Here is a 22765-nt window from a genome sequence, read left to right as displayed (position 1 = left end):
GCGAAAGGTAAAAGGCGAAAGGTAAAAGGTTTCGGAACCTGTCCTAACCTTTCACCTTTGGCCTTTAAGCTTTAACCTTATTCTAATGTGATATCCAAACCTAAGCCGCGTAACTCGTGAACCAATACGTTGAATGATTCAGGAACTGATGGCGTTGGCAGGTTTTCACCTTTAACAATAGCCTCATATGTTTTGGCACGGCCGATAACATCATCCGATTTAACGGTTAATATCTCCTGCAAAATGTTTGATGCACCAAATGCTTCCAGTGCCCAAACCTCCATCTCACCAAAACGCTGACCACCGAATTGTGCTTTACCGCCCAATGGTTGCTGAGTTATCAATGAGTATGGACCGATTGAACGGGCGTGCATCTTATCATCAACCATGTGACCTAATTTCAGCATGTAGATAATACCTACAGTAGTTTGCTGATCAAAACGATCACCTGTTAAACCATTGTATAAGTAAGTACGGCCTGATTCAGGCAAGTTGGCTTTCTTAATCCACTCTTCCACTTCTTCGTGGCTTGCACCGTCAAAGATTGGAGTAGCAAATTTAACACCAAGCTCTTTACCGGCCCAGCCTAATACGGTTTCATAAATCTGGCCCAAGTTCATACGTGAAGGTACACCCAGTGGGTTCAACACAATATCAACCGGTGTTCCGTCTTCAAGGAAAGGCATGTCTTCGTCACGTACAATACGAGCAACGATACCTTTGTTACCGTGACGGCCTGCCATTTTATCACCCACTTTAAGCTTACGCTTTTTAGCGATGTAAACTTTAGCCATTTGCACGATACCTGATGGAAGCTCATCACCCACGCTGATAGCGAATTTATCACGACGGTAAGCACCTAACTCTTCATTGTACTTAATGTTGAAGTTATGAAGAAGGATCTTGATCTGATCGTTTTTATCATCATCAGTAGTCCATTTCGTTGGGTTAATGTTATCGTAATTAAGCTCAACTAATATCTTTTGGGTGAATTTAACACCTTTAGGAACCTGTAACTCTTTGTAAACGTTATAAACGCCTTGCGAAGTTTTACCGTTAACGATCTCAAATAACTTTTCGATCAAAGTATTTTTCAGATCTTTCACAGCTTTATCATGCTTGTTATCCAATTTCTCTAACTGTGCTTTTTCTTCAGCTTTTGAAGTTTTCTTAGCACGAGAGAACAATTTGGTATCGATAACAACACCGGCAATTGACGGCGGGGTTTTCAATGAAGCATCTTTAACGTCGCCGGCTTTATCACCAAAGATAGCACGTAACAGTTTTTCTTCCGGTGATGGGTCTGATTCACCTTTAGGGGTGATCTTACCAATCAGGATGTCGCCTTCTTTAACCTCGGCACCTACACGGATGATACCGTCTTCGTCAAGGTCTTTAGTTGCTTCTTCTGATACGTTAGGGATATCTGGTGTTAACTCTTCCTCACCTCGTTTAGTGTCACGAACTTCAAGCTCGAACTCTTCAACGTGGATTGAAGTAAAGATATCTTGTGAAACAACACGCTCAGAGATTACAATCGCATCCTCAAAGTTATATCCCTGCCAAGGCATGAACGCTACTTTAAGGTTACGGCCTAATGCAAGCTCGCCATTTTGCGTAGCGTAACCTTCGCAAAGTACTTCACCTTTTTCAACCCTCTGGCCTTTTTTAACAATAGGCTTAAGGTTCATGGTGGTGCTTTGGTTGGTTTTCTTAAACTTGGTTAAGCGGTAGCTTTTGCTATCTCCTTCAAACGAGATCAAACGATCAAGTTCGTTACGGTCATATTTAATACGGATTTCGTTAGCATCAACATACTCCACCACACCATCGCCTTCGGCGTTGATCAGGGTACGGGAGTCTTTTGCCACACGGCCTTCCAAACCGGTACCAACAATCGGCGCTTCCGGACGTAACAATGGTACGGCCTGGCGTTGCATGTTTGAACCCATCAATGCACGGTTAGCGTCATCATGCTCTAAGAACGGAATAAGCGAAGCCGCGATTGAAGTGATCTGGTTTGGAGCAATATCCATCAAATCCAGACGCTCCGGCTCAATAACCGGGAAGTCACCTTCGAAACGTGCTTTTACACGCGGCAATTCAAACTCACCTTTATCATCGTATACAGCGTTTGCCTGGCCAATGGTTTTACCGTCTTCATCTTCAGCAGATAAATAGATAACCGGCTCGTCAACCATAACTTTACCTTCAACTACACGTTTGTACGGAGTTTCGATAAAGCCTAAGTTGTTGATCTTAGCGTGTACACAAAGTGATGAAATCAAACCAATGTTCGGACCTTCAGGAGTTTCGATAGTACACAACCTACCGTAGTGGGTGTAGTGAACGTCACGAACCTCGAAACCTGCACGCTCACGCGACAGACCGCCGGGGCCTAAGGCTGACAGACGACGCTTGTGCGTGATCTCTGCCAGTGGATTGGTTTGGTCCATGAACTGTGACAACTGGTTTGTTCCGAAGAACGAGTTGATCACAGATGATAATGTACGTGCGTTGATCAGGTCGGTTGGGGTGAACACCTCGTTATCACGAATGTTCATACGCTCACGAATGGTACGGGCCATACGTGCCAAACCTACGCCAAACTGAGCATAAAGCTGCTCGCCAACGGTACGCACACGACGGTTTGACAAGTGATCGATATCATCCACCTCAGCTTTTGAGTTGATTAATTTGATCAGATATTTAACAATCGCGATGATATCCTGCTTGGTTAAAACCTTAGTTTCTTCCGAAGTGCTCAATTTTAATTTACGGTTGATGCGGTACCGGCCCACATCACCCAGGTCATATCTTTTATCTGAAAAGAATAAACGATCGATGATACCACGAGCTGTTTCTTCATCAGGTGGTTCAGCGTTACGTAACTGGCGGTAGATATGTTCAACCGCTTCCTTCTCAGAGTTGGAAGTATCTTTCTGTAAGGTATTGTATATAATAGTATAATCACCGCTGGTTGAAGCATCTTCCTTGTTAAGGATGATGGTTTTAACACCAGAGTCGATGATCATATCAATATGGTCATCTTCCAGTAAGGTTTCACGCTCAAGGATGATCTCATTACGAGGAATAGAAACTACCTCACCGGTATCTTCATCCACAAAGTCTTCGATCCATGTTTTAAGTACCCTTGCAGCAAGCTTACGGCCAATATATTTCTTAAGGCCTGATTTGCTTACTTTAACCTCGTCGGCCAGTTCAAACAGCTCTAATATATCTTTATCAGAGTCATAACCAATGGCACGAAGTAACGTAGTAACCGGGAATTTCTTTTTACGGTCAATGTAAGCATACATTACGTTGTTAACGTCTGTAGCAAACTCAATCCATGAACCTTTGAAAGGAATAACACGGGCCGAGTATAATTTTGTACCGTTGGTGTGGCGGCTCTGACCAAAGAACACACCTGGCGAACGGTGTAACTGTGATACAATTACACGCTCGGCACCATTAATAACAAATGTACCTTTTGGCGTCATGTATGGGATAGTACCCAGGTACACGTCCTGTACAATTGTTTCAAAATCTTCGTGCTCCTCATCATTACATGACAGGCGAAGCTTTGCTTTTAATGGTACGCTGTAAGTTAATCCGCGTTCGATACACTCTTGTATATCATAACGGGGCGGATCAATAAAGTAGTCAAGAAACTCCAGGACAAAGATGTTTCTTGAATCTGAAATAGGAAAGTTTTCGGCAAACACTTTAAACAGCCCTTCTTTATAACGGTTGTCGGAAGTGGTTTCCAATTGAAAAAATTCCTGGAAAGATTGTAACTGAACATCCAGAAAATCAGGGTAATCAAGTACCTTTCTACTGGTTGCAAAGTTTACTCTTTGATTATTATTGTTTGCCAAGGTATTTAAATTTTAGTTATTAATTTTTGTAGATGTGAGACTTGAGACATGAGATCTGAGATATGAAATAGCGATTTGAAAAATCTCAAATCTCATATCTAATATCTCACATCTAATTCAAAACCTTTATAAACAGCAATAGACCCCGACCGTTTATGGTCGGAGTCTTGATGCTATATTTCAGTAGGTTAAATTACTTAACCTCAACTACTGCTCCGGCTTCTTCTAATTGTTTTTTCAAAGATTCAGCTTCTTCTTTAGTTACACCAGTTTTAAGTTCTTTTGGTGCACCGTCAACAAGATCTTTAGCTTCTTTCAAACCAAGGCCAGTTAAGTCTTTTACTAATTTAACAACTGCTAATTTAGCGCCACCTGCTTCTTTCAGGATAACGTCAAATGCAGTTTGCTCAGCAGCAGCTGGAGCAGCATCGCCACCGTCAGCAGCAGGAGCAGCAACTGCTACAGCAGCAGCAGCAGGCTCAATACCATACTCATCTTTTAATATTTGAGCTAATTCGTTTACTTCTTTTACTGTTAAGTTTACCAACTGTTCAGCAAACGCTTTTAAATCCGCCATTTTATTTAAATTTTTACTTTTAATGCTTTTTGTTTGTTATCGTCGAACTTTTGTGAGGCGTTCGTTAACCTCTTTCTTGTAATGTTTTTACAAGGCCTGCAATTGTAGTTCCGCCCGATTGTAGTGCAGAAAGTACGTTTTTGGCAGGTGATTGTAGTAAGCCAACTATCTCGCCGATCAGTTGTTCTTTTGATTTCAGTTTGGTTAAAGTATCTAACTGGTTATCACCTATAAATACTGCCGAATCAATATAAGCTGCTTTTAAAATTGGTTTTTCACCTGTTTTCCTTAATTGTTTGATCAACTTTGCCGGAGCAGTTGCTGACTTTGAGAAAAGGATTGATGATGAACCTTTTAATACATCATATATAGGGCTGAAATCGCCGCCTGCAGCTTCCATAGCTTTTTTGATCAAGCTATTTTTGGTTACCTGCATCGTAATGTCGTTTTCGAAACATTTACGGCGGATGTTGTTGATCTTGGCTACAGTTAAATCAGAGGTATCAGTGATATAAAAATTACCATACTCTTTGATTTGCTCAGTTAGGGCTACAACAAGGTCGTATTTTTCTTCTTTATTCATGATTAGATCCCCGCTACTGATTTAGTTTCAACTGTAATTCCAGGCGACATAGTTGAAGAGATATGAATGCTCTTGAAATATGTTCCTTTTGCTGCAGAAGGTTTTAATTTAGAGATTGTTTGCAATACTTCTAATGCATTCTCATAAATTTTATCTGCAGAGAAAGATGCTTTTCCTATTGAAGTGTGGATGATACCGGTTTTGTCAACCTTGAAATCGATTTTACCACCTTTTACCTCAGTTACAGCTTTACCAACTTCTGGGGTAACTGTACCTGATTTAGGGTTTGGCATAAGGTTACGCGGGCCTAAAATACGACCTAAACGACCTACCTTCGCCATAACACTTGGCATAGTAATGATAATATCAACATCAGTCCATCCGCCTTCAATCTTGGCAATATAATCATCCAAACCTACGTAATCTGCACCTGCGTCTTTAGCTTCTTGTTCCTTATCAGGAGTACAAAGAACTAATACACGTACAGTTTTACCGGTTCCATGAGGTAATGTTGCAATACCACGTACCATCTGATTGGCTTTACGTGGGTCAACACCTAAACGAACGTCTATATCAACTGATGAATCAAATTTAGTAAGGGTTAATTCCTTTACCAATGCAGATGCATCCTGTAATGTGTACGATTTGTTTGCCTCAATTTTGGAGAGTGCCACTTTTTGATTTTTTGTTAATCTTGCCACTGTCTTTAAACTGATTTGTATAAATTAATTAATTCCAGGGAGCTGTACCTGATACGGTAATTCCCATGCTGCGGGCAGTACCTGCCACCATTTTCATGGCCGATTCAACTGTAAACGCGTTCAAGTCAACCATTTTATCTTTTGCTATAGTCTCAACCTGTTCCCAGTTAACACTGGCAACTTTTTTACGGTTAGGCTCAGCAGAACCACTCTTTAAACCGGTAGCTTCCAATAACTGGATAGCAACGGGAGGGGTTTTGATGATAAATTCGAATGATTTGTCAACATACACAGTAATCAAAACAGGCAATACTTTTCCAGCTTTGTCCTGGGTGCGTGCATTAAATTGTTTGCAAAACTCCATGATGTTCACACCTTTTGCACCCAATGCAGGGCCAATTGGTGGTGATGGGTTTGCGGCGCCGCCTTTAACTTGCAGCTTAACCATTGCACCGATCTCTTTTGCCATTTTAATTTACTTTAATTATAAACTCAATGTTAGTAAGTGGAAGCTAAGTAACATTTAAGATTGTGTCGATTTCGGATTTGGGAATTTCCATTTCGGATTTAACTCCCGCTTCTTTCATCTTATATTTTAAATTCAATAATTTCGAAATCGAAAATCCGACATCCGAAATTATTTGAAAACTATTCTTTCTCTACCTGCATGTAATTCAATTCAAGCGGCGTACGGCGCCCGAATATCTTTACCATTACTTTCAGTTTCTTTTTTTCTTCGTTAACCTCTTCAATAACCCCGCTGAAACCGTTGAAAGGCCCGTCCATAACTTTAACGGCCTCACCAACATAATAAGGTACATTCATGGTTTCGCCCTGTGCGCTCATCTCGTCAACCTTACCTAAAATACGGTTAACTTCTGACTGGCGAAGCGGTATAGCATTTCCGGCTTTATCGCCCAGAAAACCTATAACACTGTTTATATTTTTAATGATGTGTTCAGTTTCGCCATCTAAAACAGCTTCCATAAGCACATAGCCCGGAAAGTAGTTACGCTCTTTCGCGATCTTCTTTCCATCACGCATCTGGTAATACTTCTCCGTAGGTATTAATACTTGTGGTACCAAATGACTAATGCCCAAACGGCTAATTTCGGCATCTATGTATTGTTTAACTTTCTTTTCCTTACCACTAATAGCCCTAACTACATACCATTTCAATTGATCACTCATCTCCGTCTCCCCTGATATTATGTTAGTGATGTGTAAAACAGTTTAAGCAAATAATTAATGATCTGGTCCATACCTAAGATAACCAGCGCAATAATTATAGCGGCAACCAATACCAAAACAGCGCTGCTTTGAAGCTCGCGCCATGTAGGCCAGGTAACCTTTTCGGTTAACTCGATGTATGACTCTTTAATATATTCAGCTACGCCTGCCATTTTTATATTGTGCTTAAGCACGGGAACAAGGATTCGAACCCTGATCAAAGGTTTTGGAGACCTCTATTCTACCGTTGAACTATTCCCGTGTGTTATTTATAATAAGAAAACATAAGTTTGCCGTTGAAGGCTAAACTTATGTTTTCAAATTAACCTTTTTATTGAAATATTATTATTTCAAGATTTCAGTTACCTGACCAGCACCTACGGTACGACCACCTTCACGGATAGCGAAACGCAAGCCTTTTTCCATTGCGATAGCGTTGATCAGTTTTACAGTGATAGTAACGTTATCACCTGGCATAACCATTTCTACACCTGGTTCTAATGAAATCTCACCAGTAACGTCAGTGGTACGGAAATAGAATTGCGGACGGTATTTGTTGAAGAATGGAGTGTGACGGCCACCTTCTGCTTTTGATAATACGTAAACTTCTGCTTTGAAGTCGGTGTGAGGAGTTACTGAACCTGGTTTGCAGATAACCATACCACGACGGATATCAGTTTTCTCAATACCACGTAACAATAAACCTACGTTGTCACCAGCTTCGCCACGGTCAAGGATTTTGCGGAACATCTCAACACCAGTTACAGTTGATTTCAAGTTTTCAGCACCCATACCAAGGATGTCAACTTGCTCACCTGAGTTGATTACACCACGCTCAATACGACCAGTAGCAACAGTACCACGACCAGTGATTGAGAATACGTCTTCAACAGGCATTAAGAAAGGAAGATCTGTTAAACGCGGAGGGATTGGGATGTAGCTATCTACAGCATCCATCAACTCCATGATTTTACCAACCCAGGTAGGATCGCCGTTAAGACCACCTAATGCAGAACCCTGGATAACTGGGATATCATCGCCTGGGAATTCGTAGAATGATAATAATTCACGAACTTCCATTTCTACTAACTCTAATAATTCCGGATCATCAACCATGTCAACTTTGTTCATGAAAACAACAAGTGCAGGTACACCTACCTGACGAGCTAACAGGATGTGCTCACGAGTTTGTGGCATCGGACCATCAGTTGCAGCAACTACGATGATTGCACCGTCCATTTGCGCAGCACCAGTAACCATGTTTTTCACATAATCCGCGTGACCTGGACAGTCAACGTGTGCATAGTGACGGTTAGCTGTTGAATATTCAACGTGGGCAGTGTTGATGGTAATACCACGTTCTTTTTCTTCAGGAGCCGAGTCAATTGAATCAAATGAACGAGCTTCTGATAAACCTGCATCAGCCAAAACTTTAGTGATAGCTGCGGTAAGGGTTGTTTTACCGTGGTCAACGTGACCGATTGTACCGATGTTTAAGTGCGGCTTACTGCGGTCAAACTTTTCTTTTGCCATGATCTATAAATTATTTTTGTAGGTTAATTTTAACTTTAATGTATGTTTTATAACACTGAGCCAACAATGGGATTTGAACCCATGACCTCTTCCTTACCAAGGAAGTGCTCTACCCCTGAGCTACGTCGGCTAATTTTTTGTTCATTGGTTCACTCGTTTATCAGTTCATTGGTCTTTGCAGCCGCCACTAATGAACAAGTGAACTAACCGACTAATGAACCAACCGAGCGGAAGACGAGGTTCGAACTCGCGACCTATAGCTTGGAAGGCTATCGCTCTACCAACTGAGCTACTTCCGCTTATTCAGTTTAAGGTTTGCAGTATTCAATTAGCAGCTTAACCGCTCATGACACCCATTCCTCAAACCCTTTTAATCAAGTTAGCAGTTTATAGTTCGGTTAACAAAACTGCTAACGGCGAACTACAAACTGCTTACTTTAATAAGTGGGGGGAGAAGGATTCGAACCTTCGTAGCCGAAGCAACGGATTTACAGTCCGTCCCATTTGACCGCTCTGGTATCCCCCCGGTAGTTGTTTCCGGATTTGCGATATCCAAAATTGAAGCTAAATACCTCAATCCGAAAAAAACTGAGCCTCCTATCGGGATCGAACCAATGACCTACTGATTACAAGTCAGTTGCTCTACCAGCTGAGCTAAGGAGGCTTATATTTATCTTGCCTTTCTATTACCTAAACCTAAAGTGGCTTTCGATAACGGAGCGCAAAAGTAATAAGCTTTTTGATATTTTAAAGAACTATTTTAACTTTTTTTCGAGGCGTTAAATACCTCCCCGAAAGGGACTGCAAATCTACAAAAAATAACGCCACGTCAAAATTTTTTATCAAAAAAAATCGGCAGGTTAAAAACCTGCCGATTTAGGCTTAAAACAAGCCTTTTTATAATATTAAAAACCCTCCTCAACTGCCGTTAAAACAGCTTTTTTTGCTGTAGCATCAGCAAGGGCTTTCTTTTGTTTATGCTTTTCAATTTGCTTCCTCAGGCTTTCAACCGCCAGGTCGGTAGCTTCCTCAAAACTCTTACACTTCTCTTTTGCAAATATTTGATTTCCGGGTAGCAATAATTTGATCTCCGTTATCTTATTACATTCATCTTCCACATTCTCAAGCTTTAAGTAAACTTCACCGCTAATAATATGGTCATAAAACGTATCAAGCTTATCAGCTTTTTTCTGAATAAAATCTAAAAGTTTCTTGTCTGCGGTGAAATGAATTGACTGCACTGTAATTTTCATGTTTCCTCCTTTTTAAGCCTTTGGATGGGCGAGTTTATAAATAGATTTTAGTCTTTCAACTGAATTGTGCGTGTAAATTTGGGTTGCGCTCAGGTTAGCGTGCCCCAAAAGCTCTTTAATTGAATTTAAATCGGCCCCGTTATTTAGCATTGTGGTTGCAAAGGTGTGCCTGAGCACATGTGGGCTCCGTTTATTTTGGGTTGATATGTTAGATAAGTATTTTTTCACTATTAAATAAATCAATTTCGGATAAGCATCGGCTCCTTTATTTGTAACGATTAATGTGAAGGAATTGTTATCAAAATTTTGATTTTTCTTTACCTCCATATATTCGGGCAGCAGGGCCTTCAGCTCATTATTAATAGGGATAATGCGCTCTTTGTTACGCTTACCCAGTACCTTTACCACTCCCCCCTCAAAGCTAATATCCTGTTGCTTAATACCTAACAGTTCGGCAAGCCGCATGCCGGTGCCAAACAACAGCTCAATAACAAGCTTATCACGCAGGCCCGAAAAATCATTTGTAAAAATGTCATCACTATCTAACATTTTTGTGAGGCGCGTATCTTCAACCACTACGGGCAACGTTTTAGCAACTTTTTGCGACCGCACCCTGGATACCGGGTTGGTTTCAACAATACCTTCCTGCAATAAAAATTTGAAGTATTTGCGTAGCGTGGCCATTTTACGATTAACCGAACGGCCGGTAAGTTTTTGATCAATAAGCTCAACCATCCAGTTACGGATGTCATGGTAGCTTACCTGCGATGGATGGTTAATAACCGGCTCAGGCGCGGGATCGGCACCGCCGGGATTATTTAAAAAGCGCATAAACTGATCCAGATCAGACTGATATGCGGAAACAGTATGCACTGAATACCGTTTTTCGTACTTGATGTACTGGATAAAACGCTCTAAAAACATAAAAAACTATTTATACATCCGGGATTATGAATGTACAAATAGTTTTAATATAGTGTCAAGAAATTAATTAATTCTTTTCAACAAAAAAGAATTAAACAGTTTCCTGGTTTAAAGTCTGTTTGTAGATAGCATGTTTAACAACATGACGACGGGTTACAGATTTTTTTTCGAAAGCCTGACGACTGCGTAGTTCTCTTAAAACACCTGTTTTTTCGAATTTCTTTTTGAAGCGTTTCAATGCTTTGTCCAATGATTCGCCGTCTTTTACGTTAATAATGATCATAATTCCTAAAATACCTCCTTTCAAGGGAGGGCAAAGATAACCACAATGTTTTGAATATCAAATAGAGAGCGGGAATTATTTTTTAATTTAAAACCAGCTAACTATCTCACGGCAATCTCATTGCTCCAAATAATATTATCTGTTTCCTGCCAAAGCGTTAACCCACGTATATCAACAGGGAGCTGCGAACCCTCAATATATTTATATAAACACATTCCTATCTTAAAAACTTTTGATTCGAACAATCCTCCTTTGCCCGTATCCGTTAAAAAAGCCGTAGGTATATGAAATACCTTTTGTTGATGGGGCGCAACCGTATAAACAGCAGGGTTATTTTTCCAGCATTCCTCCATCAGGGGCGTGGGTAAAAATTTTACGTTTCCGGAATCTGTTTTAAAAACATCAAGCCACGAGCATGACATATTGATATAATTTAATGTATCAGGAGATTGATTGCTCAAAGTTACCGGGATTACCGCATAAAGACATCTGTGTAACTTACCATCGCTATAGCATACGGTATCTTTCATTTGCCTAACGGAATCTTGATTAATAGTTATTATAAACATCCTCCTGTCAGTTTCCGAAAGCGCTGCAAATCCTGCAGGAACCCTACTTACAAGATCATGCCGGTAAAAGCCCGGATTTGTTTTAAATATCCCATCATCCCATCCCGTGCGGATCAATTTCGCGTTCGCATAATTTGTATCTGTGCGAGTACCTATTTGATTATGTATTATAAAGGATCGCTTTAGATATAAATCACTGCTTCTCCCGGCAGGCTTCCCCACGATAATTTCCGCTTGATGCTTTTCTTGACCAGCAACCCGATCGAGAAATAAAAAAAGAATAAACAAAAACAAGATCGGTTTAATGTTCATGATAGGCTTATCAGTTTAAACTAAGATAGTCGGTTTAATGAATAGTATATGTTAAATAGTACTAAATCTGTTTTATTCCATTTTGGAGGATTACACACTTATAATAATTACTATAAACAACAAAGGCCGCCAATGGCAGCCTTTGTTGTTCTCGTAATCTATAAGCAATAATTATTGTTTATCCCAATATACCCTTGTATTTAATGCATCAGGGCCCTGACGAGCTATTACGGCGTTGTAATTAGCTTTATTAAGGTCGTTCTCGGTTTGCGGATATTGTTGCCTGCGCGGGATCTTTTGATCCGGGCTTAATGAACCAGGAACCGGATCAAGTAATTTAGGCAAGCCTGTACGGCGATATTCTGCCCATGACTCCCAACCGTTACCTAAGAAACCTGCAATCCATTTCTGGGTCATGATCTGGTTCATAGCAGTTGCTGCAGAAAATTTAACTGATGCCTGCGCAAGATAAGCGCTTTCATCTGCCGAGCTAACACCGTTTTGTTCCAGCGATGCAGCTACACCTTTATTATAGAAATCGGCAGCAGCGCCGTCACCACCAGCAATCCAGTTAAGGTGAGCAGCTTCGGCCTGGGTAAACATAATTTGTGCGTATGATGTCCACACTGTTGGTGAAGCCTGGCCAGACACGGCTAAACCAATTAATGATACGTTACCTGGTTTACTACGAGTACCTTTATTATAATTACCCAAAGCGTCACCAAAAGTACCGTAAGGTAAACCCACGTAAGTTTTTGATGCAGTTTGAGCGGCATATACCGGTAACCTTGGGTCATTAAGGCCACTCAGGGTATTAACCACAAGGCTGCTTACAGCATAATCGTAACGACTCCTATAGTTAGTATAATAAGGGTTTTCGTTAGTCTGAATAGCCAGGTAATCATAAACTGCGTTATCATCGTTTGAGGTCATCAAACCGCCCGCCACTGCTTTTGCATATTCAGTTTTACCGGTTGCAGGATCAGCTTTTGATAACCTCAATGCCATAACCGCGTGTAAAGAGTTAGCCCAATGTTTCCATTTAGTGGCATCGCCGCCAAATAAAATATCATTGCTTAAAGCTGCACCGCCGTCAAATTGAGCCTGAGCTTCATCAAGTTCCTTCATTAAGGCAGCATAAACGTCTTTTTGCGCATCAAATGCAGGAGTTAAGCCAGATACACCGTTTAATGCCTGAGAGTATGGAATATCGCCCCACCTATCAGTAATGGTTAGGTAAATAAATGCCCTTAATATGCGCGCGGCTGCAATCTGGTTGGCATTCGAACCAAATTTAATAGTCGACTGCAGGCTTTTCTTAGCTGGATCCGTATTAAACTGGATCAGTGTCTTCAAATCCTCAAGTGGACCAGTGTAATAACCCTGGTAGTCATATTGTTTTAACGAAAACTGCGATTCGTTGGTATAAAATGTTTCAGCAAGGTACTGAGAGTATAACTCGCCGGTGAATGCGTTGATGTTAGTTGTTGCACCAGCGCCGTTTACACCACCCAAGTATTGCAGCGCACTGGTTAACAGATAACCTGTTTGCGCATTTGGTGACTGGTTGGGGTTAACGTTTAAATCGCCACCCACTTTACATGAGGCAAGTATAAACATACCAGCCCCGATTATATATTTACTGATATATGATTTTTTCATGATGAAGAACTTGTTAGAATGTTACCTTAATGTTGAAACCTAAGTTTCTTGTGTTTGGCAATTGACCACCTTCATAAAAGGAAGTCTGCAATTGTGATGGGTCAACACCTTTAACTTTTGAATAGATCATCCATGGGTTTTGGGTTGTGATACCAAAGTACGCGGTTTGGAATGGTAACCTGCCTAACATCTTTTTAGGGAACGAATAACCAATGCTCACCTCTCTTAATTTAATGTATGAGGCGTCATAAGTCCATTTTTCCCAAATCTGGCTGTATGATTGCTCATATAACGTACGAGTTTCTACGTAAGTAGTGTTCGGGGTACCGTCAGCATGTACACCTGCCACCAGGGTACCACCGCCTTCAGACACAGGGTTACGTACCGGGTTACCTTTTGCATTGTTGCCTACGGTTTCGATACCTAAGCCCGAGCCGTTAAGGTTTTGCTGGGTAACTGATACAAATTTACCGCCTTTTTGGAAATCAAGAGAAAAAGCAAGTACTACGTTTTTGTAGTTAAACGAGTTGGTAAAACCACCTGTATAGCTTGGTAACATGCTACCAAGGTTAACGTTATCCTGCCTTACCGGAAGGCCATCAGCACCAATTATGATATTTCCTTTACCATCACGTGCAAAACCTGATCCAATGATCTGACCATAAGACTGATTAAGATAACCGTTGATACCAAAGCTTGGTGAACCAACAAAGCCAAAGCTTTGAGCACCGGCCGCCTGAACGCCACCCGGGCCATAACCGGCAAGACCGTCAGGAGTTACTTTTACGTTAGTTACACCCGGGTAAAGCGAAACAATTTTGTTGCGGTTAAATGAAACGTTGAAATCGGCATTCCAGGTAAAATCTTTCGATTTGATCGGGGTGCCGCCAAGGCTAATCTCGATACCATTATTACGGATAGAACCAGCATTGATTACGACCGTTGAATAACCGGTTGTACCATTAACAGGCAATGATAAGATCTGATCTTTAGTAGTACGTGTGTAGTAGTTAAAGTCAAACTTAACCCTGTCTTTGATGAAATGCAATTCGGTACCAATTTCATATGATGTTGAAAGGCTTGGAGTTAAATTTGCATTTGGCAAAGTGTTAGGTACTGTTTGCACAGCATCATTTCCATGCGGAGTAGTGCTTAGGTTATAAGTTGGGTATGTTGAGTAAATAGGAGCGTCAGAACCTAATTTAGCTGCAGATAACCTTAATTTACCAAATGTTAAGATGTCGTTTTTAGGCATCAGCTCGGTAAATACAAATGAACCTGATAAACCGCCATACCAGTATGAGTTGTGGTTAACCGGCAAGGTTGAAGACCTATCGTTACGGGCATTGAAATCAAGGTATAAAAAATCCTTATAACCAAATGAGGTATATCCGTAATAGCTGTTTACCCTTGAGAGAGCGTTATAGCTAAATGAGGTTGCGGCATTTGCGGAGTTGCTTAAAGTATACAAGTCAGGAATAGCTAAACCACCTACTGTTGCACCTGATAAGTAAGTGTAACGGTCCTGACGTGATTCTGCATAAACACCTGCCTTTACAGAAAGGTCTTTAAAGTTGTGACTATAGCTTACGTTACCTACATAGTTATTTTCTTTGTAAGTATATTGGTTTTGTGAGTAAGCATCAGGATTAAGCGTACCTGAACCAACCTGTGCACTTGCGTCGCGGGTTAATAAATCCTGCCTTGCAATAAATGATGCAGAGATATCTTTCGTAAACTGGTAACTTAAAGTCAGGTTTCCGTAAACACGATTATTATTTGATTTTGACGTATTTTCATAAGCCTCAGTATAAGGGTTATCCCAGTAGTGAGGAGTTAAATCGTCAGGGCTGGTGATATTCCATGATGTGAATGTACCATCGGCTCTTCTGTAATTTTTAAGTTTGTTAATTTCAACGTCCCTATGAAACCATTGGCTAAATGAGCCTGCGGTTTGGGTACCATAACCTTCTTGCGGAATGTTGAATGAATTGATTTGCGAAAAGTTAATGTTGGCGCTCGCAGTTAATTTTTTAGTAAGTTTCAGCTCCCCATTTACGCTTACGTTATTACGTTTCTGATCACTGTTTGGAGTGATACCTGTACGATCTATGTTAGTGTATGAAACCCTGAGGTTATAGTCATCGCCTGCTTTTGAGAAAGCTGCGTTGGTATTGAAAGTAACACCCGTACGGTAAAAATCACGTACGTTATTAGGTTGCGGTACAAATGGTTTCAATTTACCAAAATCTGGATTGGTTGGATCCCAGAAATACCATGGCGCGTAAAGTGTGCCATCCATTTTAGGGCCCCAGCTTTCGTCAACACCATAATCATAAATTTTTACGCCGTTAAATTTTGCGTATGAAGCAGGAGAGCCATTAGCAGGGTCATACTGATAAGTATCCCATTTTACACTTGTACCGCCACCATATTCGTTTTGGTAGTCAGGTAGCTGATAGACTTTTTCAAAAGTAGTTGATTGATTGATTGAAACACCAACGCCTTTGTTTGCGCCTTTTTTTAATGTGATAACAACCGCGCCTTCAGACGCGCGCTGACCATAAAGTGCCGTAGCAGCAGGGCCCTTCAATACCGAAACTGATTCGATATCATCATTGTTCACCGCGTTCGGATCGGTAATAACACCGTTTACTACATAAATTGGGTTGCCTCCAGATAATGAGTTGATACCACGGATACGGATAGTTGATGCACCAAATTTTGCACCAGAACCACCTAAAACTTGTACACCGGCTATTTTACCGGCAAGTGCGGTGTTAAGGTCAGATTGCTTGGTAACGGTAAGGTCATCACCTTTAACCTGTTGCGCAGCATAACCCAATGATTTCTGTTGCCTCGTGATACCTAACGCCGTTACGATTACCTCGTTAAGACCACGACTTGACGCTTCTAAAACCACCTTAAGGCTTGTAGAACTGCCAACAGGAACATCCTGTGTGGCATAGCCAATAAAACTAAATGATAGAACAGCGTTGTTTGGAACGTTGAGTGAAAACTTGCCGTCGACGGTGGTTTGGGTACCGGTAGTTGTCCCTTTTATCTTCACCGATACACCCGGCAGAGGAAGGCCGTCCTCCTTGGCTGTTACCGTACCGGTAACAGTGTGATTTTGCGCAAAAAGCTGTGTTACAGCAAATACGAAACTGCACAAAATTAGTAGTAGTCGTTTTTTCATAGAAAAAATTTAGCTAATAGTTAAGTTGGCAAACTTAATATTGAAGGCTAAAATAAAACAACATTTGAATGTAATATTTCTTTTACATGAATTTTTTTAACCACAATGAAGGTTTTAGGAAATAATCAACAAGAAATTACCTTTGCTATCGTTAATACCATATGGCCGTTAGATCCGGCCGGTAATAAGTCAGTTAATATTGTTAATTATAAATTAGGAAAATGCGCGAGGCATTTTCCTAATTTGTTTTATAAGCTCTTGTAAATCACAATACAATAAAATTAACTGTCGCGAGAAATTCAACAGAAAAACCACAACTTGCCGGTCCTAAAACTCCCTTTTTACAACGATAAATTGTACCATGCATAGCCTGTTGGAAAAGGTATGACAGGAATGAAAAACCTTAATTTTTTCATACTTTTCGGCGAGAAATGGCCACGTAACAATATATTTACATGATTTAATACATAATATTCTCTACCAATCCGGGCTTTAAATGACGCAGGGATGACAGAAAGAAGAGGGGGGCGCCATATTTCAGAAACTATTTAAAAATGGTTTGTGAGCATTTTGTTTAAAAAGCATATCAATCCTTCTCTTCTTCCCCAATAGAGAGGGCGGGGGTGATGAGGCGGCCTACCTTTACAAATCTCTCAAATACGGTTTCGGTATGTGGTGCGTCGGCAAGTTCATCTGTCAAATCCTGTCCGGCCCAGTGCTCATAATGTTTTCCGTTTCGCCATAAGCGGCTTTCAGTTACATCATAAATATCACCTTTATAAGCTACCCAGATCCGGGGCTTATCCTGACCGTTGCGTAAGGCCAGTTGTGATTTGGTGTATATTGGCAACTCACTCATTGACTTAACTTCTGTTGTTTAAAATATTCAAAAAAACCAATGTTCATGAGCAGTAAAGCCATCAGGTAAAAATGATCCTCAAATGGGATGGTGCCAACCCGCTTTCCCAGGTTTTCGGCGTTATTGTACAACACTATTGGTACAGAGGTTAATATGCCGTTTACTATATAAAAAGGCAAAAGCGCCACAATGTAAGCAAGGTAATAACGATTAACCCAATCGGCCTTAAAAACGTATTGAATCAGCACCACAAGCAGTAGCAATAAGCCAAACGTAATCTCGGTATAAAGCCGGTCGTGATAAAATATCAGCATCAGGATGCTCAGCAATATTACCATACTGCTTATAATGCCGGTAAGCCTGAAAGGCATCAGCCACTTAACATAGTGATTAAGGCAGGCGTAAATGAATATACAGGCAAACGGTACCGTTAAAAAGAATAGCATTTCCTCTAAGGGCAAACCAAAAAACTTAACGCCTATGATGTATGCCGGATTGAACGACCAAACACCTCTTATGGTAAAAAGCACGTCCCAAAACAAAAAAAACAAACCGGTAATGGCCATGCCGGGCCATATAAATTTCCAGCTTTTGTAAAACTGCACCCTTTTATCAAATGAAAGCACAACGGGAAAAAATACCGTTAGCAGGTTGATTAGTAAATAGGTGTATCTCACGTAAGTTCGGTTAAGTGTTTATTAAGCGCCTGGCTTTGGGCAGGAGTGCATCGTTTGGAATGAAGGAGGAATTTGATAATCTGGATGGTTAATTCCTTATCGGCCGAGCCATAATTCTTTTTACCCAGTTGGGCTATGATATCGTCAGTATCCGCAGCAAGGTCTTTATTAAAGCCTAAAATAGAAGGCACGTTGTGTTCAACAGAAAAGCGCATGAACCTGATCTCGATATTATGCGGATCTTCAATTAATGCCTGCCTAAATACCTTTTCCGATCTGTTAAGATATTTCAATTTTAAATATGGGTTCCAGGCATGTTTGGCTTTTAAGGCAAACAGGCCGCCTATAAAACCATTGACTATCCCACTCTTTTCTTTGATAGCATTAAGGTTATTAAACAACGAATCGGTGGTTTTGCTTTTATCAATAGCAATAAGCATTTGCTTGCGCAGTACTTTCAGATTGGGTTCTTCGGCTTCAGCCGTTTTCAACCCAAATACCAATGCCAATATGCTGGCTATAAAAAAGATCTTCCTGAACATTAAATAACATTTAACTTTTGCTGCAGAACAGCTTTGATGTACAAACTTATTTTACACAAATCAGAAACCCTGATGCGTTTTTGTAGTATTACATTGGCAGGCGTGTAACTTATTTTTTTAAACAACTGCAGGTAGTAAATATAGGCAATATAAACCCCAAGCCTGGTACCGGCAGGCAGGCATTTTATCCCCTCAAAGGCTTCATCAAAATCGTGTTTAATTTCCTCCTCAATGGCAAGCTTATCATGCTCGGTAAAATTATTAAAATCGACCCCGGGAAAGTATGAGCGCCCACGTTCTGTATAATCTGCCTTAACATCCCTTAAAAAATTGATCTTTTGGAAAGCTGCCCCCAAGCTTCGGGCCTTCGGTACAAGGGCCTGATATTGAATATCATCATTGGTAAAAACACGCAGGCACATCATGCCGATAACCTCTGCCGAACCATAGATATAAGTTTGGTAGCTATCCTCATCATAGGCTTTATTATGCAGGTCCATTTCCATTGATCGCAGAAAAGCCCTGATCAATTCATGATCGATCTCAAACCGGTTAACTACCTGTTGAAAAGAATGAATCACAGGATTAGTGCTGATCCTTTCTTCAATCGCCTTAAAGGTTTCTTCCTCAAAACTGTTGATCAGTTGCTGCTGGTCGTACCCATGAAAGGTATCTACAATTTCATCAGCGTAACGTACAAAGCCGTAGATGGCATAAATAGGATAACGAAAACTTTTATCGAAAGTTCTAATGCCCAGACTAAAGGAAGTGCTATATTTTCTTGTTATAAGTTTACTGCATTCAAAACAAGTTTCATCGTACAGGTTCATCATCGGCACTTGCGTGGTCATTTTTTCAAAAGTACAAATTCAAAGCGGTATTGTTTTTTATAGGCCTAAAACATTTTTCTTATCTTGGGCTTCACATTAAACATGAGCAGCAAACATATTATTGTTATTGGTTCGGGCTTTGCTGGTTTATCAGCAGCCTGTGTTTTAGCTAAAGAAGGATTTAAAGTTACCATATTGGAAAAAAATGACCAGCCTGGCGGCCGTGCCAGGGCCTGGGAGCAGGATGGTTTCAGGTTTGATATGGGGCCAAGCTGGTACTGGATGCCCGACGTATTTGAAAACTTTTTTGCACTGTTTGGCAAAAAAACTTCCGATTATTACCGGCTAAAAAGGCTTGATCCCGGCTACCGTGTTTATTACAGCAAAAATGAAATATTTGATGTCCCAGCGGATATGGTTGAGCTTGAAGCCCTGTTTGAACAAGCCGAACCTGGCAGTAGTAAAGCATTACGGGATTTTTTAAACCAGGCGGCATATAAATATAAAGTAGGCATGGGTGAGTACGTTTTCCGCCCCTCCCATTCCATCACCGAATTTATCGACTTTAACCTTATCAAAAAAAGCTTCAGCATGCAGCTGCTTACCAGTATGAGCAGCCATGTACGCAAATATTTTAAAAAACCCCAATTAATTAAACTACTGGAGTTCCCCGTGTTATTTTTAGGAGCCACCCCGCAAAATACCCCAGCCATGTATAGCATGATGAACTATGCGGACCTTGCCCTGGGCACCTGGTACCCTATGGGTGGCATGAACGAAATAGTAAAAGCTATGGTAAGCCTGGCCATCGAACTGGGGGTTGAGATCAAGCTCAATATAGAGGTTACAAAAATCAATATACAGGATAAACAGGTTGATAAAATCCAAACCAATAACGGCGTATTCACCACCGATATGGTAATTGCAGGGGCAGATTATCAACATGTTGACCAGCATTTAATTGAAAAACCCTATCGTAACTACACTACTAAATACTGGAATAGCCGTACGATGTCGCCATCGAGCTTATTGTTCTATATCGGCACTAATAAAAAAGTGCCGAACATACAGCACCACAACCTATTCTTCGACGAAGACTTTGAATTGCATGCCAAGGAGATTTATACTGCGCCCCAATGGCCCTCCAGTCCGTTGTTTTATGTTTGCTGTAGTTCAAAAACGGATAGCACGGTTGCCCCCGAGGGCGGCGAGAACCTGTTTTTCCTGATGCCGATAGCGCCGGGCTTAAATGATGACGAAACCATCCGCGAAAAATATTTCACCCTGATGATGGATAGGTTTGCTCAGATTACCGGGCATGACATAAGGGATTCGATCGTGGTGAAACGGAGCTATGCGCTAAATGATTTCAAAGTCGATTATCATTCCTTTAAAGGCAACGCTTACGGGTTGGCAAATACACTTGCCCAAACTGCTTTTTTTAAACCCGCCATGCAGGCAAAACATATCAACAACCTGTTGTATACTGGCCAGCTTACTGTGCCCGGGCCAGGTGTGCCGCCGGCAATTATCTCAGGGCAGGTGGTAGCGAAGGAGGCAATGAAGAAGTTGGCGTATTAGCAATAACAGCAATGTCGTAAACATGACGTAAACAAGTCGGCAATTAATATCTTTAGGCAGTTATACTTTTGTTCAGCAAAATATATCAATATGAAAACCTATAACCCCGGAAAAAAGATTAAGGAATTGCGCAACCGTAAAGGATTAAGCCAGGAAGAATTGGCTGAACAAGCCCAACTAAGTTTAAGAACCGTGCAACGAATAGAAAACGATGAAACAGACGCAAGGGGCGATACACTTAAAAGACTGGCAACAGCACTAAATATTACTCCTGAAGATTTAACAGAATTGCCTTTCGAACCGGCAGGAATTTTGAATCATAGCAGAAACTTCTTACTACAATTCAATTTATCAGCCTTAAGCTTCATTATATTCCCTATGTTGGGAATAGCATTGCCACTGGCCTTGTGGTTATCCAACAGAAAAAAAATAAAGGATATAGATAAACCTTGTAAACGGCTTATCAATTTTCAAATATCATGGTGTTTAGCTATCGTTTTAACAGCTATTGTTCTTTTTAACCACGAATTTTTTCATATTACCTCATCTATATTGAACCTTGGCGTGGGCGAACTTATATTATTGAGTATGCCGTTGTTTTATGCTATAAACTTTATTTATATCGTTTTCAACAGCGTATTGGTATATAATACCCGGCAAATATTTTATCAGCCGGCTGTACCTTTTTTAAGATAACACAGCCCCGTTAATAACCTGGATTGAAACAAGAAACCCGCCTCATGGGCGGGTTTCTTCTATATATATGATGGAGTTTAATTGAATATTAATTCTCTGCGTAAACGGGTTTGGCGATGCCGTTATCATATGCCTTAAGGTTTTTCTTGAGCAGTTTCCGTGCTACGTGTATACGGGTTTTTACCGTACCGATCGGGATATCCAGGTGATCGGCAATTTCATGATATTTATGACCTTCAAAGTACATGGTGAAGGGTACATAATAATCTTCGGGTAGCCTGTCTAAAGCTTTTTTAATATCATCCATAACAAATTTGGCTTCGCCCTGATTTTTGGTTGAACTAAATACCAGGTTGGGCGATGATATTTCATCACTCTTGGTAACGAAAGTGCTCATTTTAACAAAACGGCGATAGTTGTTGATGAATGTGTTTTTCATGATGGTATATAACCATCCTTTTAAATTGGTGCCTTCCTTAAACTTGTTGTAGTAAGTTATGGCCTTCAACATTGTATCCTGGACAAGGTCGTTAGCATCGTCTGCGTCGTGCGTGAAATGTAAAGCGTATGATCTTAAAGAAGTCGCCTGACGTAGTACAAGGGTGTTAAACTCAATCTTTGTCATTTTGTTAAAGTTTTGTGTTAACAATTAGACAAGCATGATGCCATTAAGCCAAAGTGTGTAGTAAAAAGTCCACATTTAAACATCGGCATTGAAACCTATCCATTGTGTAATATTCACACATTGATAACAAATACAATACTGAAAAACAGAACGTTATGAATTTTTACAGCAGAAAATCAAACTTATTTAGGGAACATTTGTAACAGGAATGTTATTCAGAAGAAATTTTATTAAAAATGAAAATTCAC

General features: G+C 40.6%; 21 protein-coding genes and 5 tRNA genes. 2 read left to right on the top strand and 24 right to left on the bottom strand.

The window, feature by feature from the left end; translation table 11 throughout:
- Positions 1–77 precede the first annotated feature (77 nt).
- The 23 genes from rpoB to DIU38_RS00215 all read right to left on the bottom strand — a co-directional run bounded on the left by rpoB (position 78) and on the right by DIU38_RS00215 (position 19636).
- The gene (gene rpoB / locus DIU38_RS00325) at positions 78–3881 is read right to left on the bottom strand and encodes a DNA-directed RNA polymerase subunit beta (RefSeq protein ID WP_091166600.1); all 3804 of its coding nucleotides are present in this window, start codon (positions 3879–3881) and stop codon (positions 78–80) included.
- Positions 3882–4074: 193 nt separating this feature from the next.
- Positions 4075–4458, bottom strand: coding sequence for a 50S ribosomal protein L7/L12 (rplL, locus tag DIU38_RS00320; protein ID WP_022833154.1), 384 nt, complete (start codon positions 4456–4458; stop codon positions 4075–4077).
- A gap of 64 nt (positions 4459–4522) precedes the next feature.
- The gene (rplJ, locus tag DIU38_RS00315; protein WP_090528670.1) at positions 4523–5041 is read right to left on the bottom strand and encodes a 50S ribosomal protein L10; all 519 of its coding nucleotides are present in this window, start codon (positions 5039–5041) and stop codon (positions 4523–4525) included.
- Positions 5042–5043: 2 nt separating this feature from the next.
- Positions 5044–5742: a 50S ribosomal protein L1 gene (gene rplA / locus DIU38_RS00310; protein WP_090528673.1), complete on the bottom strand. Its 699-nt coding sequence runs from the start codon at positions 5740–5742 to the stop codon at positions 5044–5046.
- Between the two features lie 28 nt (positions 5743–5770).
- Entirely contained in the window at positions 5771–6211 is a 441-nt protein-coding gene (gene rplK / locus DIU38_RS00305) for a 50S ribosomal protein L11 (RefSeq protein WP_090528676.1), read from the bottom strand.
- Between the two features lie 179 nt (positions 6212–6390).
- A complete protein-coding gene (nusG, locus tag DIU38_RS00300; protein WP_091166597.1) occupies positions 6391–6933 on the bottom strand; it encodes a transcription termination/antitermination protein NusG in 543 nt (180 codons plus the stop codon).
- Positions 6934–6950: 17 nt separating this feature from the next.
- On the bottom strand, positions 6951–7145 hold the full coding sequence (secE, locus tag DIU38_RS00295; RefSeq protein WP_090529653.1) for a preprotein translocase subunit SecE: 195 nt from the start codon (positions 7143–7145) through the stop codon (positions 6951–6953).
- A gap of 18 nt (positions 7146–7163) precedes the next feature.
- A tRNA-Trp gene (locus DIU38_RS00290) sits at positions 7164–7234 on the bottom strand.
- Between the two features lie 83 nt (positions 7235–7317).
- The gene (gene tuf, locus DIU38_RS00285) at positions 7318–8505 is read right to left on the bottom strand and encodes an elongation factor Tu (protein ID WP_091166595.1); all 1188 of its coding nucleotides are present in this window, start codon (positions 8503–8505) and stop codon (positions 7318–7320) included.
- 58 nt (positions 8506–8563) lie between these two features.
- Positions 8564–8635: transfer RNA gene (locus DIU38_RS00280), tRNA-Thr, on the bottom strand.
- Positions 8636–8731: 96 nt separating this feature from the next.
- A tRNA-Gly gene (locus tag DIU38_RS00275) sits at positions 8732–8804 on the bottom strand.
- Positions 8805–8950: 146 nt separating this feature from the next.
- Positions 8951–9031: transfer RNA gene (locus tag DIU38_RS00270), tRNA-Tyr, on the bottom strand.
- A gap of 65 nt (positions 9032–9096) precedes the next feature.
- Positions 9097–9169 (bottom strand) — tRNA-Thr (locus tag DIU38_RS00265).
- A 241-nt stretch (positions 9170–9410) separates the two neighbouring features.
- On the bottom strand, positions 9411–9758 hold the full coding sequence (gene hpf / locus DIU38_RS00260) for a ribosome hibernation-promoting factor, HPF/YfiA family (protein ID WP_091166593.1): 348 nt from the start codon (positions 9756–9758) through the stop codon (positions 9411–9413).
- Between the two features lie 12 nt (positions 9759–9770).
- Positions 9771–10682 carry a tyrosine-type recombinase/integrase gene (locus DIU38_RS00255; RefSeq protein WP_112652807.1) on the bottom strand — a complete coding sequence of 304 codons (912 nt, stop codon included), beginning with the start codon at positions 10680–10682 and terminating at the stop codon, positions 9771–9773.
- Between the two features lie 91 nt (positions 10683–10773).
- A complete protein-coding gene (gene rpsU, locus DIU38_RS00250) occupies positions 10774–10965 on the bottom strand; it encodes a 30S ribosomal protein S21 (RefSeq protein WP_090528691.1) in 192 nt (63 codons plus the stop codon).
- Positions 10966–11066: 101 nt separating this feature from the next.
- Positions 11067–11846 carry a hypothetical protein gene (locus DIU38_RS00245; RefSeq protein WP_112652806.1) on the bottom strand — a complete coding sequence of 260 codons (780 nt, stop codon included), beginning with the start codon at positions 11844–11846 and terminating at the stop codon, positions 11067–11069.
- Positions 11847–12017: 171 nt separating this feature from the next.
- Positions 12018–13508 carry a SusD/RagB family nutrient-binding outer membrane lipoprotein gene (locus tag DIU38_RS00240; protein WP_112652805.1) on the bottom strand — a complete coding sequence of 497 codons (1491 nt, stop codon included), beginning with the start codon at positions 13506–13508 and terminating at the stop codon, positions 12018–12020.
- A gap of 13 nt (positions 13509–13521) precedes the next feature.
- Positions 13522–16707 carry a SusC/RagA family TonB-linked outer membrane protein gene (locus tag DIU38_RS00235; RefSeq protein WP_112652804.1) on the bottom strand — a complete coding sequence of 1062 codons (3186 nt, stop codon included), beginning with the start codon at positions 16705–16707 and terminating at the stop codon, positions 13522–13524.
- A 586-nt stretch (positions 16708–17293) separates the two neighbouring features.
- Positions 17294–17566: a cytochrome b5 domain-containing protein gene (locus tag DIU38_RS00230; protein WP_112652803.1), complete on the bottom strand. Its 273-nt coding sequence runs from the start codon at positions 17564–17566 to the stop codon at positions 17294–17296.
- Positions 17563–18243: a lycopene cyclase domain-containing protein gene (locus DIU38_RS00225; protein ID WP_112652802.1), complete on the bottom strand. Its 681-nt coding sequence runs from the start codon at positions 18241–18243 to the stop codon at positions 17563–17565. Before DIU38_RS00225 ends, DIU38_RS00230 begins: the two co-directional genes overlap by 4 nt.
- A complete protein-coding gene (locus tag DIU38_RS00220) occupies positions 18240–18785 on the bottom strand; it encodes a hypothetical protein (protein WP_112652801.1) in 546 nt (181 codons plus the stop codon). Before DIU38_RS00220 ends, DIU38_RS00225 begins: the two co-directional genes overlap by 4 nt.
- Positions 18785–19636: a phytoene/squalene synthase family protein gene (locus tag DIU38_RS00215; protein WP_243770596.1), complete on the bottom strand. Its 852-nt coding sequence runs from the start codon at positions 19634–19636 to the stop codon at positions 18785–18787. The genes DIU38_RS00220 and DIU38_RS00215 overlap by 1 nt, the downstream gene beginning before the upstream one ends.
- 81 nt (positions 19637–19717) lie before the next feature.
- On the opposite strand from DIU38_RS00215, the gene DIU38_RS00210 reads away from it, so the two are divergent.
- Together DIU38_RS00210 and DIU38_RS00205 are read left to right on the top strand one after the other, a co-directional pair.
- Positions 19718–21196 carry a phytoene desaturase family protein gene (locus DIU38_RS00210; RefSeq protein ID WP_112652800.1) on the top strand — a complete coding sequence of 493 codons (1479 nt, stop codon included), beginning with the start codon at positions 19718–19720 and terminating at the stop codon, positions 21194–21196.
- A 90-nt stretch (positions 21197–21286) separates the two neighbouring features.
- A complete protein-coding gene (locus tag DIU38_RS00205; protein ID WP_112652799.1) occupies positions 21287–21892 on the top strand; it encodes a helix-turn-helix domain-containing protein in 606 nt (201 codons plus the stop codon).
- Positions 21893–21980: 88 nt separating this feature from the next.
- Here the strand turns inward: DIU38_RS00205 and DIU38_RS00200 are convergent, their stop codons facing one another.
- Positions 21981–22517, bottom strand: coding sequence for an RNA polymerase sigma factor (locus DIU38_RS00200; RefSeq protein WP_090528721.1), 537 nt, complete (start codon positions 22515–22517; stop codon positions 21981–21983).
- Positions 22518–22765: the final 248 nt, after the last annotated feature.

Origin of the sequence: Mucilaginibacter metallidurans, from assembly GCF_003286435.2 — a bacterium.
Lineage (GTDB): Bacteria > Bacteroidota > Bacteroidia > Sphingobacteriales > Sphingobacteriaceae > Mucilaginibacter > Mucilaginibacter gossypii.
Note: the sequence above shows the minus strand (reverse complement) of the source record. Positions and strands in the feature narration are given on the sequence as shown.